Genomic DNA, 15071 nt, shown 5'->3' on the forward strand with positions numbered 1-15071 from the left:
CCTACAACTCGGCCACCAGGCCAAGGCCGACGGACGGTGGCGCATCTACGTCTTCGCGGATACAAGCAAGGCCGGGACTGAACAAGGGGGAACGTCGCCCGTCGTCGACTTTGCCGAGTGGATCGCGAACTCGCCGGACTCGCCGCTGGCAGCAACGCCGTCGGGCGCCGACCGGGACGCATGGTTCGACGTGAAGGTGATCTACCAGCAGGACCACACGAACGTGGACATCAACGCGGTTCCGGAGGCCTTCAAACCGCAGGTCGGACCCTTCAAGCTCACGTACCTTGAGAAGGTCTACGCCACGGACCCGGCGGCGGACATCTTTGAACTGCGCGGCCTGGACCGCGGCGGCGTCGTCGTCGTGGTGCGTCCCGACCAATACGTCGCGAACGTCCTGCCGCTGACCGCGACGGCGGAACTCGCCGCGTTCTTCGCACCCTTTCCGCCGGCGCAGCCAACCGAAACCGAGGCGCTGTCCGCAGCAAACGCAGACGCAGGCCTCGCCAACAGCCTGGCATGACATTTGCGCGATTCCCATCATTGTCGGGACCGGAAAGCAACGTACGGCAGGCCGTGGAGGAAACCGGTGTGGCCGCTGGCGTCCTGGACCACCCGGCCAACGGCGTGCACTGGCTCGCCAACAAGATCGCCGCACACGGGGACGGCATGAAGGCCGGCGACATCATCCTAGCCGGCTCCTTCACCCGCCCCATCTGGGTCTACGAGGGCGACACCGTCCACGCCGACTACGGACCTCTGGGGAGCATCACATGCCGCTTCGAGTAGCACCGGACCCCACTTTCCGCGACGCCCTGGCCGCCGACCGCCCGCTGGCCGAGATGTGGATGTGCAGTCCCCTGATTGCAGAGCTCTGTGCCGGGTCCGGCCTGGACTGACTGCTGATCGACGCCAAAAGTCACCCGAAGCCGTAGGGGCAGGAGAACTGCACGCCGCCCGTGGCTCGTTCACGATTGGCGGAGGTCACTTCGCTGGTGGCCGTCACCGACGCCAATACGCACTCGATTCCGCTAATCAACCACAAGTACGCCCGGCTCTACGGAACCAGTAAGACGCTACCCTTCAATCTCGCCATGGCCTCGATCGCGCCCACTCGGACCCGTCCGATTGGGACCGCTCAGTTGTCACTTGAACCGAACACGCGAATATAATCACCACCGAACCACAGTGGCATCAGAGTCAAAGCCTCATCAAGCACGTGCACAACCTCCAAGGGAGTGACCGTCAGTTACCGTCCCGCTACGAAAGAACCCAAAGTTGGAAGCAGCGAAGATCACTACCACCGAAATCCGTGATCTCAATGAATGGCGACAGACGGTGGCGTCCAGGCTGCTGCCACTAAGCATTGACTCCGACGATGTGGAGGGCTTCCACGCCACGATCCAAGGCATTACGGTCAATGGGATCCGACTCTTCAACATCACTGCCACCAAGCATCGGCTTGAACGCACACGCCGCCTCGCGCAAGGAAGCGCGGACCCTTTCTATTCAATCTCCCTTCAACTGAAGGGCACCAGCACCATCGAACAAAACGGCAACACGGCAACCCTGCAGCCGAATGACTTCGCTGTTTACGACTCCACGTTCCCGTACCGGAGGACATTTGCCGACGATTCACAAACCCTCGTGGTCATGTTCCCACAACAGCTGGTCAACTTGCCGCCCCGGGCACTCGCGGAAATCGCAGGCCTGGGAATTTCGGGTCAACATGGTCTAGGAGCCATCGTCGCGCACTTCCTGGTCGGTGTCGCCGATAACTTGGAGGCGTTTCAAAGCAGCCTAGGTCTGAGCATGGCGCACTCCCTGGTGGATCTGGTCTCGGCGGCATTCTCAGAGAAGCTAGGAGTCGTAGTACCGCACCGCTCCGACGCCCATTTGGAATTGACGATGCGGATCAGGGACTACATCATTTCCCAACTCTCTGATCCGGAGCTAGGGCTGAACCAGATCGCCGAGGCCCACTTTATCTCAACCCGATATCTTCAAGTGCTCTTCCGAGAGCAGGGGACAACCGTCTCAACATGGATGCGTGAACGCCGGTTGGAAATGTGCCGTCGTGATCTCGGCGACCCTCTCGGACAAGCAGACTCTATTCGGGCAGTGGCTGAACGCTGGAGCTTCTATAACCCGGCGCACTTTTCCCGCATTTTCAAAAATGCATACGGCTACAGCCCCCGAGACTACCGCCTGAACGTGCTTCACGGCCATGACAGCAGTTTCGGGGTTTCCGGGGACCAAGCTCCCTGACCAGGACGAAGCTCGCGGTTGCCCGAGAGTCCGATTCTGCTGTCGGTTTGCTACTTAATACAACGTTGAGGCATCACGCAACCATCTCCTTGTGGCTTCCGTCCGCGACCTTCTACCGTGGCCTCAACCCGCCCGGAATTCAGGAGTATCAAAAGGTGACGAAATCTCACCCGGATGCAGCTCTGGCCGGACCTGCAGGAAACGCAGGGTGTGCCGGGACGACCTGCCGGACCAGGCGACGTCAGCTGAGACTTCCGCGGCGACGAACGTCGGCTATGGCATCGCCCAGTCCTTCAGGGGTCGCCGGCTCGCCACAGACGCCGTCCGCGCAGTCACCCAGTTCGGCTGGACGATACAGGCCCTTTATCGAACCGAGCTCTACATCGAGCCATGGAATACGGCATCAATCAAGACCACCGAACAGGCCGGCTACATTCATGAACGACTTCTCAGATCCCATCAGGAAATCAGCGGTGAGCGCCGGGATATGCCGCTCTACTCGAACGTACGAAACTAAGCTACAAGCCCCCGCAAGACGGTCCTTCAGGATTCGGCCAAACCCGCATCTGCAGTTGGAGACTGCGGTGAGCCGGCTGAGCATGCTGACCTTCACGCAGCGTCGAGGTCCGCTCGCACGTCGCCCAGGGCGAACCCGGGCAGCAGCCCGGCCGGGCTCGGGCAGGCGCTGCTTCAGCGCGCATGTTTGACGGCAAGTCAGCCACCGCTCGTATGCCCTCACGCACGCACGGTTAAGGACATATCCCCGGGGGTCTATTTAAGGGTTCGTAAAATCCTTATAAACGAGCCAAAACACGCCTGCGTATCCCGCATGATCACGGCGAAAACGCTGTGATCACCACATATTCACTCGTTGGCGAGCTGTGCTGTGTCCCCGGAATGGAAGATTACTCGGAGCCTGAGTCGACTGCGTTCGGCCTCACTTATTTGACTGCTGCGGGACAACCCGAGACTTCGCATCGTGAACTTCGGATGGAGGCGAGTCCTGTGCTTCACATGAAGGCGCAGGCCACTTCAGTACTCTTGGGTTCATGAAAGTGATCGGGCTGCTGGGCGGCATGAGCTGGGAATCTTCCGCAGAGTACTACCGGCTGGCCAACGAGATGGTTTGCGACCGCCTGGGCGGTGTCCACTCGGCTCGGATCCTTCTCGATTCGGTAGATTTCGCCGACATCGAAGCGCTCCAGGCTTCAGGAGAGTGGGGGGCTGCTGGTGAGCTCCTTGCCGCCAGGGCTCGGGCACTTCAAGAGGCTGGGGCCGGTCTGATTGCGTTGTGTACGAATACGATGCACAAAGTCATTGGAGCCATTGAAGAAGCCGTACAGATACCTGTGATTCACATCGCCGATGCCGTCGCCGCGAAGGTACGCGAGGCTGGGCTGGAGCGAATCGGCCTGCTCGGAACCGTATTCACGATGGAACAGGACTTCTACCGGGATCGGCTTGCCGGACACGGAATCGAAACGCTCATTCCTGTCCCAGACGACAGGTCGGTCGTTCACCTGGTGATCTACGACGAGCTTGTCCGGGGCGTTGTTTCCGAAGACTCGCGACGGGCCTACCGCGAAATCATCAACCGGCTTGTTCAGGACGGCGCACAGGGCATCATTCTCGGCTGCACCGAGATCGAGATGCTTGTCTCAGCGAATGACAGCCCAGTGCCAGTGTTCCCCACCACTCGTCTTCACGTCGAAAACCTGGTGGATGCAGCTTTGGCAGAAACAGGGTGAACAAGGTACCAGGAGCATGGCTGGTTCTCCTGCCCATCGTCGAGGCACGTTGTCGGCAGGGCACTGGTGCCGGTTTCTTCCGTCGGTGCGCCTTGAGACAATGGGCAGATGTCGGAATCCATTAGCCTCTCGTCTTTAGAGATACGGCGTTATCGACGCGACGACGCGAACCAGACCCTGGCAATCTTCCTCGACGCCGTCACGGTCACCGCTTCGGCAGACTATTCGCCTGAGCAGATCGCGGCGTGGTCCCGACCAGAACAACGGAACGCCCCCGAGTGGGACCAAGGAATGCACGACCGCGACAGCTACGTGGCGATCATCGACGGCGAGATCGCAGGCTTCTCGGACGTGAGTACCGAGGGCTACATCCACATGATGTTCGTATCGCCCCGCCACTCCCGCCGAGGCATCGCCACAGCACTCTTAAACTCACTGGAAACTCGAGCGCGTGAAGCAGCGACAGACCGCCTCTCAGCCACTGTGAGCATCACCGCGCGACCATTCTTCGAACGCCACGGGTTCGAAGTAGTGGCCGAGCAGCATCCCGTCATGGCCGGCGTACAGATGGCCAACTTCCATATGACGAAGTCGCTCGACGCGGTCGAGTGACCGACCCCTGACCCGCACGACTCCTACCTTAGCCGAGCTATCGGTGAACGAAGCCGAGACAGGAAACACGGCCGGCTAGAGGTTAACCCCGAGTTCGTCGGACCAGAGCCGTCTGGTGGCTCGAGCCGCTCCTGGATGAGTGGAACCGCGCCATCGAGGCTGGCGGCGACTACGTGCCCAACCCTCCAAGTTCCACTCGCGATCGCACGGCTCCAGATAAGGATTGGTTTTGCGGGACGAATGGCGGCCGCTATGGGGGAAATCCGGGTAGAGCCGGTCAGCCACCGTGAGGAGTAAAAATCGCTGGAGTTACTCCTGTCACGGTTATCCGACATTGCGGAGATCGGACCTTGACTTGCTCCTTGGGGTGGTGCGTTCTGTAGGTGAGGTCGAGAATGGTTGGGGGAAGCAGAGATCCAGCGGCGCGAGGAGGCAACGATATGGACGGCATAGCCGATCGGTCGGCGATCCGCGAGTATGCGGCGGACGGGATTGTGGTGACCTGGGAACCGGGACGCTGCGAGCACGCCGCCGAGTGCGTCCGCGGGCTGCCGCGAGTCTTCGACCGCGACCGTCGGCCGTGGATCGATGCCACGGGCGCGGCCGTCGATGAGATCGTGACTGTGATCGATCGCTGCCCGAGCTTCGCGCTGGGCTATCGGACCGGCGACGGCCGGACGCGCACCGCACCAGCCGGCCGAGGGCCGCGGTCAGACGCGTAGTGGCCGCGCTGATGCTCACGGTAAATCATGATGTAGCCAGCCTGCACGGTTTGTTGGCAGCGAAGTTGGAGGCCTTGGTGCTTGTCTGATCGCGTACTTGTCTGAGCTTGTTGACGGGGCCGCTCGCGCGTAGTCTATGAGCCACACCACACCGGCTGCCAGGAGGACTCACCATGGCCACAAGCGAAGCCAACAAGGAGACCGTGGCGCGACTCTTCGATGCCTTCCGGGCCGGAGACACCGAGGCCTTCAACGAGCTGATCGTGCAGGACTACAAGCAGCACAACCCGCAGGCCGGCGATGGTTTGCAGGCGGTCAAGGACTTCTTCTCCCAGTTCGGGCCGGTCGACGTCGAAGTTCATCGTGTGATCGCCGAAGGTGACTTCGTCGCCGTCCACTCGCACTACAAGACGTTCAACTCCGCAGGCGTGGACATCTTCCGGTTCAGTGAGGACGGCAAGATCATCGAGCACTGGGACGTGCTGCAGGAAGTCCCCGCGACGACGGCAAGCGGGAACGACATGTTCTCGCAGCTGAGCTGAACTTCCTGCAAGCTGGGCCGGCGTTCGCCTGCATTGGTGGATGGATGATCACCGCTCCGGACATGGCGACCGCGCCGCTCGACATCGCCGAGCGCACTCATCTCGGCCGCAGCTACGTCTTCGTCGCGAACTCACCGTACCCACAACTTCGCGATGATCCGGACTGCCTCGACGACTTCGCCGGCGTGATGTTCGTGCACGGTGGCCTGCCAGTGATCCCTCCTGCCGAAGTTCGTGCGGTCGAAGATACACTTCCAGGACCGCTCAGCCTCTGCACGAGAGGATCCCTCCCGGCTGAGTACCTGACTTGCGTCTCGCGCGACCAGCTCGATTGCCCGTCGCAACGTGCTGAGCACCAGCCAACCCCTACCCCGTCGACGGTTTGACTTAGACGAGAAACACACTTTCGAGGTCCTCAATTACATGCAGCGAGGACGCCTCCGGCCTCATTCCCTTACGCCTGTTGCTGCGAAAAATGAGCCACCAACGTTACTAGAGGAGGTGGGTCGTTGTCGTGCCACAAAGACGTCCACAAATAGGCCATAACCCGCGTGATTCCGGGGATTTTGGAACCCACCTCCTATAGGAACTTTGGTGAAACAGAGCTCATGTTGTAGCACCGCTCATTGTTGAGTTAGGAGGTGGGTCGCTCGTCGGCAGGATCTCCCCTGCTTGCCCTCTCCGTGCCGTCAAGAGATACAAGCCCTATGGGCCCTCGGCACGTGGAAGAGCACCGACGGGACAAGAACCAAAGCCGCACCACTCGCCGGAGTGGAACCCGCCGTGGTCAGCGGGCAGAAATGTCACACCCGTCCGCAAGAATCACACCTGTCATGCAGACGGTATGCCCTGACCCTCAGCCAACCAGCTCGGACGAAAGGTCGCGGCTAGGATATCTCCTTCTTCACGAGCCACCCGAGCTAACAATCCAGACGCCTCTCAGCTACTCCTAGGGAAAATGTCGATCGTAGGCAACACCCCGCTCACAACCATAATCGTTATATCCAGGTATTGGTCGGTTCGAGTCTTGGATAGCGAAAGGAGCGCGCCCACTGTCGAACCCGTACCCGGCGTCGAGCCAGCGCTCCGAGGCACACACTAACCATCGCGCAGTATGTACCGTTGATCAGGATTCGGAGGTTTGTCCAGATAGTCCGTTGAATCGACCCTCCCGCCCAGCTGTGCTGCCTCGTATTCTCGTTGCACTTCAGCTGCGTCAAAGGAGACCCAAATGCCTTCAATCGACAACCCTTCGCGAGCCGGCGGGCTGTCCCGCCGCCACTTCCTCGCCGGCGCGACAGCGGGAGCTGCGGCGGTCGCACTTCCCGCCTGGCCGGAAATCGCCCGCGCCGCTTCGGTCTCCCCTGGTACACCCGTTCTGGAACAGCATCCCGCCACCGAACCTTCGGGCACGCATGTGCGAGCAGTCTCTGGTGTCAACGCCGTCTTCGCTTATGGCGCCATCGTGCCAAGCTTCGACGGATGGCGAACAGCGGAGCCCGAACGCGAGTACCTGCGCTTGGACGGACCGTGGCGCTTCGCATTCGACCCCGCGGTCGTCGGGCTCGCGCAGGGATGGAATCAACCTGACTTCGACGACCGGCGCTGGGCCACCCAGGCTGTCCCAAGCGCGTGGGACCTCTACGCCACTCCAGGTTTCGGCTCACTGGATGGAACCAGATTCGGCACGGGGACAGCGTTCGCTGACGGTTACGCCTGGTATCGCAAGGACATCGTACTCACCGGCAAGTGGCGGACACGCCGCTTGCGGCTCAACTTCCTCGGCGTCGGCTACAGCGCCGAAGTATGGTTCGACGGCGAGTTCCTGGGCAAACACGAAGGAGCGTCAACCCCCTTCTCGCTGCCGGTCCCGTCCGTGGCTGAGCCCGCCGGACGACACACGATCGCGGTACGCGTCTTCCGACGCGCTTCGTACCTCGATTACAGCAACGGGAACAGTCCGGTCGCGGATGATCGGGAGATCCCTTACAAGCCGGTGGACTACTGGCCGTACGCCGGCCTCTATCGCTCGGTGTGGCTCGAGGGCGTCGCGCAAACCTCGATCTCCAAGATCCTCGCCGCGTCGACGGGTGACGAGCTCGTCGCACACATCTTCGTCGAGAACTTCTCCGGCATCGCATTCAGCGGCAAGGTGTCGTTCGACCCGGGCTTCGGTACTGACAGTATCGTCAGCACTTCGGCGGTGGTGCCGCCCAACTCCGCCGCCGCGGTCACCTTCCAAATCAGCACGCGCGGCATGCCACGCTGGTCTTCTTCACACCCGCGCCTGCTTTCAGGGCGTGCCACCTTGAACACTGGCGGGACGCACCCGTCTGTTTGCGACTCCCTCTCGGTGAAATACGGTCTGCGCGACTTCTCGGTGGTGGGGACGGAACTTCACCTCGACGGTCAGCCGCTCTTCTTTAAGGGGATCAGCTGGCATGAAGAGACGGCGGCTCGCGGTCGCGCCATGGCGATCGCCGACTACGACCGCGAGTTGGCGCAAGTACTCGACCTCGGCGCGAACTTCATCCGGAACTCGGTGTACAACCGCCACCCCTATGTCTACGAGTGGGCGGACGCGCACGGAGTCCTGGTGATGGATGACATCGACACAATGTGGCTGAACACCGCCCAGCAGCGGCTACAGACGGAGGAGTACGGCTTATCGAAAGCCATGTCGCTCACGATGGCATGGAATCAGCACAACCGCCCTTCAGTCGTGCTCTGGGGCTTACAGAACGAATCCGAGATCGACGCCGGCGGCGCTCCCGTGTACCGCGCTTGGCTGGCCCAGATGAAGGACGCGATCAAGTCCGTGGACATCAGCCAAAGACCAGTGACGTGGGCTTCGGCGACGACGAACGACCCCGCGTTCGACATCGCGGACGTCGTGGGATTCAACGAGTACTTCGGCTATTTCTACGGCGCCTCATCGGATCTCGGACCGGTCATCGACGCCGTGCACGCCGCGCACCCCGGCAAGCCGATTCTCATTACCGAGAATGGGGCGTGGGCCATTGCGGGCACACACGGGTCGGCAACCGTGCAGGGCACTGAGGAATGGCAGGCGCAATACTTGGCCGATCACTGGACGCAGGTGGCCTCCCGGCGCGCCTATGCCACGGGCTACACGACCTGGGTGCTGAAGGACTACAAGCAGCGCGGTGGGTACAACCAGGCATACAACGGCGTCTCTGTGATGGGGCTCGTCACCTTCGACACCTCGTCTCCCAAGCTCGCCTACCAGCGCTTCCGCGACCTCGCGGTGTGACTTCCGCGTCAGAGTTGTCTCAGATGCTGCAGTGCGCACCGTTCTGCCGTTCTCCAGGAGCCGGGGACGTGCCGCTTAATCGAAGTCAAGAGCTGCCCCTGCGTTCCGTTCCGGTTTGGACAATCTCACGCCAGTCATATCGGCCCCGCAGCCTTCGAGCGACGCTGTTCCTCGGCTGGGTCTTTTGGCTGGACGCGGCACGGCCTGGAATCGCTGGTCATCGATCTGGCACCGCGACGCTGGCGGCCGCGCACTCCGAGAAGGAATGTGAATTCGTGGAAGATCCGACGCCAAGATGCGTCAAGCCAGGCACAGCTTGGACTTCGAGCGATTCCGCGACATTTGCGTCGACCTACATCGTTAATCTCGACCAGACGGAAGGCTGGAAGTCACGGAGTCTCAGTGCATAAGATTCCGCGCCCCTCTCGCGACAATGCTGCTCGGCGGTGCGATGGTGCTGCAGCCCGCGGGATGCACGGGAGACTACTCCGCGGAATCAACCCCCTCCAAAACAGGGGACGCCCAGCCCCCGCTACCACTCTGAGATAGCCCTCCGCTAGGTAGAGGAAAAGAAATGACCAGAGAAGTAATCCCCCGTCTTGTTGACGATTTGGACGGTTCCGAAGCAACGCAGACCATCGAGTTCTCATTCCAAGGAATCTCGTACCAATTCGATCTGAACGATTCAAACGCAACATACTTCGAAAGCCTCCTGTCCCCGTACATCGAAAAGGGCGCGAAACAGGGCGGCGTGACCGCGGGCACGAAACGGACAGCGGCAGCATCCACGCTGACAAAGGCACGAACCAAGCGGCTTCGCGCCTGGGCACTAGAACACCAGATCCCGATGGCTGATCGTGGGAAAATCGCTCAGCACATCGTCGAACGTTACGAGTCCGCGACCGGCGACCGCGCATAGAAGTACCGCCGCGTTTATGGGGTGTAGGCCGCGGCTATACAACACCGCCATGGCCTCTGTATCCCCCGCCCGGACCCGTCAATCAGATCCGACTCCTCACCCTACAGTTCCTCGACGTTGTACGTGGCCCCGGGCGTCCGGCCGTCGGTAGTCAGGCTGAGGGTACTGAGGCTCCCGGGGTGTTCGCGTTGAGCCCGTAGTGTTCCTTGTCGAGCGGGTCGCCCGCCTTGTAGATGGTGACCGGGTTGCCGGAGGAGGCGCCGGTATAGCCGACATCTAAACTCCCCCACCACGTAGGGACTCTGGTCGGTGGCGACTGTGGAAGTGCTCGCGGAAGCTGGCGCGCCGATGGATGTTGCCAGCAACGCGATCGCTGCGATCAGCGGCCAAAGCAGGGTGAATCCCCTGGCTCTGTGCCGCACGGGGCATTTTCTACTCCTTGCCGGTGGTCGATGAAGGATCGGACATCGGGTTGATTGGGGCTTGGGGAAGCAGGAGGGCCCAGGGGTATGCGTGCTAGCCGCCGAGAATGCTCACCGGCCCTTAGGTCTTGCCCGGGAGAGTCGGGTATGAGGTCCATGCGGTGGTCCTGTAGGCGGGGTAGATCGTGCTGCCGCTGGTGAGCGTGGCACTGTTGGCGTCGTACCACTGGTCCCCGTTGTTGCTCTCTGCTCGAGAACGTCCTGTTCATCAGGTCCTCCCCTTTCCCTGGGTAGTGGCTTCTCGGCACGGGCAAGGGCGATGCGTCCTGGGGCAGGTCGGCGGGATCGGACGACGGGTTTCCCCGCTCATCCCTTCTCGTGGTTGCGGTACTGTCGGGGGCTGATACCGTGCACTTTCTTGAACATTCGGGCGAAGTAGAAGGGGTCGTCGTAGCCGACGAGTCCGGCGATGCGTTCGATGGGTGTGTTGGTCGTGTCGAGCAGCTCTCGGGCACGCCGCATCCTGAGCTGAGTCTGGTACTGCAGGACGGAGACCCCGACGCGTTCTTTGAACAGCGCGGCGAAATGGGACCGGCTCAGCCCTGCCATCGCGGCGAGGTCCTCGACGCTGGCATGCGTTGTGATGTTGTTGCGCAGATGGTCCGCGACGCTCTCGACGGCCGTGTGCACCCCGGGGCCAGGGAGCTGTTCGGCGGCCAGGAGGGATAGGAGGTGTGCCGCCGCGCCGCTTGAGGCGACCAGGCTTGCGTCGGTGGTGTCCTTCTCGTGCCACGTGACGACTTCGCTGGCCAGGGAGGCCAATCGGACGGGATCGGCCATGCGCCTGATCACAGGCAGTGTGCGCGGGTTGAACGCGGCGATGAATCCTGCCACTGCCGGTCCCTCCACATGGAGCCACCACAGTGACCAAGGCTCCGGAACGGAGGCCGCGTAAGAGTGCGGTATCCCGGCGGGAAGAATTGCTGCCTCGCCGGCGTTGAGCTCTGTCGCGGCATGGCCGTCGACTCGCACCCAGCCGGAGCCCTTGACGCACAGGAGGATCACGGCCTGCGTGATGCCCTTGTACCGGGTGCGGCCGTGGTTCCGGGCACGGGGGAAATAGCCGCAGTCGGTAACGACAAGATTGGAGGTCGCTGCGCTGTCTAGGGCCTGTCTGACACGAGGCCGCGGCAGAACGGACATGCGCTGCCCGGTGAAGCCCTCCCGGAGGAAGGAGCCCGCCGGCTCCTCCCATCGAGGGTTCAAAGAATTCACGGCACCGCCCTTCTCAGCAGCTCCAGCTGACCACGGATGGTTTCCACCTCCGCATCCCTGGCATGGTTCGGATCCTCCTCGAAGAGAAGCATCGAAGGAAGGCTGGTCGCGAAGAAATCAACCGAGGCTTCCTGTTCAGCGTAGTTCTCGACCCAGTCCTCAAGCCCTCGCGCGAGCTGCTGTGCATCCGCGTCGCGTCCGAGCCGGTATCTGGCCGCAATGGCGTGGACCGTCCTGGTGCTGTAGGGCGCGAGCGCCATCTTCTCGAAGTCCGCGACCGCTTCTGCCGCATGCGCCCATGCGGCCCGGGCCTCGCTGGTTTGGCCGAGGGCATCGAGGGCGTCTCCGAGCACAAGGTGGAGCTCGGCCGTGTTGGCCAGCGGATGCCGTCCTTCGCCCAGGTTCTCCGGGGAGAGCAGTCCTGACCGGATCGACGTCTCTGCCAGGACTGCTTTGCCCTGCGCGAGCGCTTCCCGCGCCGTGGCGATGCAGAGCCGGTCCCAGACGGCGAGGGTTTGGCCCTCCCCGCCTTCCCAGGGCTGGAATGCGCGGGAGGTGATCCTGTCCCTGGCTTCCTCGATCCGGCCGACGTCCAGCAGGAGATTGGCGTAGGCGACGGTCAGGTCGTCACGGCGGCCGATCAGATGCAGGCGCCGCTCCAGCACTGCGAGGCGGTCTGCAGCTGTGGCGCGCCGCCGCTGTGCCAGCTGGTCGGCTTCGTAGAGAAGCTTGGCGTTGTCGGTGTCGAGCTCGAGGGCGATCCTGTAGTGCTCGGCCGCGGTGTCCGGTGTCCGTTCGACGTTGTAGGCACCGATGCCGAGGTTGCGGTGGAGGCGGACAGCCAGGGAGAGGTCGGTGGCGAGGGCGATTCCTTCCCGCCATTGGGAGATCGCATCCTTCTCGCGGCCCATGTGGTAGTACCAGTCGCCGAGCAGGGCGTGGGCGAGGGCGTCACCGGGTCGGAGCGTCAGGGCCTGCCGGATGGCATCGATGTCATCGAGCCGGGACGGGGCGGCCTGGCGGGGATCGGCTCTGACGAGCGTGTTGAGGGCTTCGAGCGCGGCCTTCTCCCGTCCGGCCTCGGACAGAATCCTCGCACGGTGATAGCAGATCAGGGGCCCGACATTCACCTGCCCGGGGGGCCGGCTGCTGAGGAGGAGCTCGCATTCGTCGAGGACCTTGAGCGCCTGGTCGGTGAATCCTGCCGAGCTGTACTCGATCGCGACGTCGAGCAGGACTGTCGTGTCGTCGGCCGAGGGCTCGCCGGAGAGGTTGTGGGCCCAGGCGTCGAGCGGGTCGCGGGTCAGGACGTCGTTGAGGATCGTCCGCGCCGCGGCGCTGTCTCCGCGGCGGATCGCGAGAGCCGCGAGGAGGTTGGCCGACTGTGTGTGGTTCGGGTCGGCGGCGCGCACTTGTGAGAGCAGGTCCTCGGCCTTGCGCTCGTCGCCGGAGCGGAGGTAGAGCTTCGCCAGCGCGTACCGTGCTGGCGAGGCCAATGCTGCGTCCCAGCTTGCGCGGCCGAATGCTTCCCGTGCCCCGTGCTCGTCGCCGAGGCGCGTGAGCGCCAGGCCGAGCATGTAGTGGCCCTGCCCGTCGGCCGGGGTCGGGGACCAGAAGGTGCGCCGGGCGGTGCTGAGGCTGAGCATTTCGACGGCCCGGGGGTAGTCGGCACGCCGGTAGGCGAGGCCGCCGAGCGCAAGGGTTGCCCGGGACTCCTCGGGATCGCGGGCGAGCACTTCTTCCCAGTAGGGCTCAGGCGATCGGGTCGCGTGCCGGTACTGCTGGAGGTACGTGGCGATGTGGGTGAGCTCGTCGATGGTGGCCACGTCCGCCGGTGCGGGCGGGGCCACGGCCGTGCGCGGGCGCTGCGAGCTCCAGTTCTCCGGTTCGGTCGTCCCCTCCAGGATCTGGGCGCCGTCCCGGGAGACGCTGATGTGGACCGGCTCGGTGCTGTGTCCGAGGCTGGCGGCGAATCGAGGTGAGCTGTTGGGTGTCAGCTTGAGGTGCTCGGTGTGCTGGTCGCCGCCTCGGCGGAGCACGACCTTGACCTCGCCGAGGGTCTCGGCCGCGGCCAGCCCCACGCGGACGACGGGCCCGCTCGCGTCGACGTGGGCGGCGAGGCGATCGGTGGCGAAGTGGGCCGGGCCAATATCGCGGATCGGGTACCAGTACTGGCTGAAGGTCTTGGTCTCGCCCGGTCCAAGGTAGGCGAAGTCAGGCTGGTTGTCGGTGTAGACGCCGGCCATGAGCTCGACGTAGGGTCCGTCGCCGTCGGTGAGGTTGCGGTCCCAGGCCCAGCCGAACGGGGCGTTGCCCCAGGTCCATTGCTTCTTCCCGGGCGAGACAGTGCGGTCGGCCCAGTGCACGAAGCCGACCCGGTCCCGGTGATCGTAGCCGCCGAAGAATTCCGCGTCCGTCTCCGTGACCATGTAGGAGGTCGGGACCGGGATGTTGCGGTACCAGTCCAGGCGTCCGGACTTCGGGTCCTCCGGATCAGCCTGGGCTGCGTAGTCGATGCCGTAGTAGGGCGTGTCCGGGGCAGGGAAACGGGTCACGTCCCGCTTGGCGTGATCGGCCACGTACGCAACATCCGGGGGAAAGAAGGACTGGTAGTCGTCGTGGACGGCGGCCGCGACGTTGGCCCACCACAGGAAGGTCTGCCGGGTCTCGCTGCGGTTGTATAGCCGGACCCGTGCCTCGATCCGGGAGCTGTCCGGGGAGAGGCGGATTCCGTGCATCCCCTTCATCCTGGCGAACGGGTCGTGGTCCGAGCACCACACGGTGATGGACCCGTCTGCGTCGCGTTCGATCGCCACGCAGGTCGGGAGGTAGGTGGCCGGGCGGTGGTGCTGCGGCCAGTTGAATTCGACCCCGCCGGAGATCCAGGGGCCGGTGAGGCCGACGAGGGCCGGTTTGATGACGTTGTTCCGGTAGAAGATGTCTTTCCCGGAGACCTTGTCGAGGGCGATGTGGATGCGCCCGCCGAGCTCAGGCAGGATCACGATCCGGATCCAGCGGTTCTCCAAGTGCACGGCACGCCACGAGTGTGGGTGCTTGTCCGGGTTGATCCGCTCGTGGAACGGGAGGGGGTACACCCGTCCAGAGGATCCCTGGTACACGCGGTTGTTCAGGAATGCCGGGAACGCGTCGGGGTCTTCGGGCGCGTAGGTGTCGATAGTCAAGGGCTCTTCCCACGCTGCGACGGGCTGGGATGCCTGGTCGGAAGGTCGGTCGGGGAGCCGGATCGTAGACGGCGGGTTGCTCATGCATCTTCCTCGTGGTCTGTGTC

11 protein-coding genes and 3 pseudogenes are annotated in these 15071 nt (G+C 63.1%); 12 read left to right on the plus strand and 2 right to left on the minus strand.

Annotated features, from left to right (window positions below; all coding sequences use genetic code 11):
- The 12 genes and pseudogenes from AB4Z38_RS23115 to AB4Z38_RS23170 form a co-directional block, all read left to right on the plus strand.
- Positions 1-523: pseudogene (locus tag AB4Z38_RS23115) on the plus strand (3-hydroxybenzoate 4-monooxygenase); the annotation flags it as partial.
- Positions 524-570: 47 nt separating this feature from the next.
- Positions 571-789, plus strand: a pseudogene (locus AB4Z38_RS23120) (2-oxo-hepta-3-ene-1,7-dioate hydratase); the annotation flags it as partial.
- Positions 774-896: pseudogene (locus AB4Z38_RS23125) on the plus strand (2-dehydro-3-deoxyglucarate aldolase); the annotation flags it as partial. The pseudogenes AB4Z38_RS23120 and AB4Z38_RS23125, both read left to right, overlap by 16 nt.
- Before the next feature lie 382 nt (positions 897-1278).
- The gene (locus AB4Z38_RS23130; RefSeq protein ID WP_441431868.1) at positions 1279-2268 is read left to right on the plus strand and encodes a helix-turn-helix domain-containing protein; all 990 of its coding nucleotides are present in this window, start codon (positions 1279-1281) and stop codon (positions 2266-2268) included.
- A 208-nt stretch (positions 2269-2476) separates the two neighbouring features.
- Complete coding sequence (locus AB4Z38_RS23135; protein WP_441431869.1) at positions 2477-2785, plus strand: GNAT family N-acetyltransferase; 309 nt, start codon at positions 2477-2479, stop codon at positions 2783-2785.
- 532 nt (positions 2786-3317) lie between these two features.
- Positions 3318-4016 (plus strand): aspartate/glutamate racemase family protein, encoded by a 699-nt coding sequence (locus AB4Z38_RS23140; protein WP_441431870.1) that lies wholly within the window; start codon positions 3318-3320, stop codon positions 4014-4016.
- Between the two features lie 108 nt (positions 4017-4124).
- Entirely contained in the window at positions 4125-4628 is a 504-nt protein-coding gene (locus tag AB4Z38_RS23145; protein ID WP_441431871.1) for a GNAT family N-acetyltransferase, read from the plus strand.
- A 440-nt stretch (positions 4629-5068) separates the two neighbouring features.
- A complete protein-coding gene (locus AB4Z38_RS23150; protein ID WP_441431872.1) occupies positions 5069-5350 on the plus strand; it encodes a (4Fe-4S)-binding protein in 282 nt (93 codons plus the stop codon).
- A gap of 173 nt (positions 5351-5523) precedes the next feature.
- Positions 5524-5892, plus strand: a complete 369-nt coding sequence (locus AB4Z38_RS23155) for a nuclear transport factor 2 family protein (RefSeq protein WP_345452233.1) — start codon at positions 5524-5526, stop codon at positions 5890-5892.
- Between the two features lie 44 nt (positions 5893-5936).
- On the plus strand, positions 5937-6278 hold the full coding sequence (locus AB4Z38_RS23160) for a hypothetical protein (RefSeq protein WP_441431873.1): 342 nt from the start codon (positions 5937-5939) through the stop codon (positions 6276-6278).
- 845 nt (positions 6279-7123) lie between these two features.
- Positions 7124-9166, plus strand: coding sequence for a glycoside hydrolase family 2 protein (locus AB4Z38_RS23165; protein WP_441431874.1), 2043 nt, complete (start codon positions 7124-7126; stop codon positions 9164-9166).
- A 574-nt stretch (positions 9167-9740) separates the two neighbouring features.
- Entirely contained in the window at positions 9741-10085 is a 345-nt protein-coding gene (locus AB4Z38_RS23170) for a histone-like nucleoid-structuring protein Lsr2 (RefSeq protein WP_441431875.1), read from the plus strand.
- A 788-nt stretch (positions 10086-10873) separates the two neighbouring features.
- Here AB4Z38_RS23170 and AB4Z38_RS23175 read toward each other — a convergent pair.
- Both AB4Z38_RS23175 and AB4Z38_RS23180 read right to left on the minus strand, forming a co-directional pair.
- Positions 10874-11782 (minus strand): AraC family transcriptional regulator, encoded by a 909-nt coding sequence (locus tag AB4Z38_RS23175; protein ID WP_441431876.1) that lies wholly within the window; start codon positions 11780-11782, stop codon positions 10874-10876.
- Positions 11779-15048 (minus strand): DUF5107 domain-containing protein, encoded by a 3270-nt coding sequence (locus AB4Z38_RS23180; protein ID WP_441431877.1) that lies wholly within the window; start codon positions 15046-15048, stop codon positions 11779-11781. The genes AB4Z38_RS23175 and AB4Z38_RS23180 overlap by 4 nt, the downstream gene beginning before the upstream one ends.
- Between the last annotated feature and the right edge of the window lie 23 nt (positions 15049-15071).

The sequence above is a fragment of the Arthrobacter sp. 2RAF6 genome, from assembly GCF_052115205.1.
GTDB lineage: Bacteria > Actinomycetota > Actinomycetes > Actinomycetales > Micrococcaceae > Arthrobacter.

What these genes read in the sequence shown, in the direction of transcription:
- AB4Z38_RS23155 (WP_345452233.1), top strand. Translation starts at nt 5,524, where the DNA reads ATGGCCACAAGCGAAGCCAACAAGGAGACCGTGGCGCGACTCTTCGAT.
- AB4Z38_RS23145 (WP_441431871.1), top strand. Translation starts at nt 4,125, where the DNA reads ATGTCGGAATCCATTAGCCTCTCGTCTTTAGAGATACGGCGTTATCGA.
- AB4Z38_RS23180 (WP_441431877.1), bottom strand. Translation starts at nt 15,048, where the DNA reads ATGAGCAACCCGCCGTCTACGATCCGGCTCCCCGACCGACCTTCCGAC.
- AB4Z38_RS23150 (WP_441431872.1), top strand. Translation starts at nt 5,069, where the DNA reads ATGGACGGCATAGCCGATCGGTCGGCGATCCGCGAGTATGCGGCGGAC.
- AB4Z38_RS23165 (WP_441431874.1), top strand. Translation starts at nt 7,124, where the DNA reads ATGCCTTCAATCGACAACCCTTCGCGAGCCGGCGGGCTGTCCCGCCGC.
- AB4Z38_RS23140 (WP_441431870.1), top strand. Translation starts at nt 3,318, where the DNA reads ATGAAAGTGATCGGGCTGCTGGGCGGCATGAGCTGGGAATCTTCCGCA.
- AB4Z38_RS23160 (WP_441431873.1), top strand. Translation starts at nt 5,937, where the DNA reads ATGATCACCGCTCCGGACATGGCGACCGCGCCGCTCGACATCGCCGAG.
- AB4Z38_RS23170 (WP_441431875.1), top strand. Translation starts at nt 9,741, where the DNA reads ATGACCAGAGAAGTAATCCCCCGTCTTGTTGACGATTTGGACGGTTCC.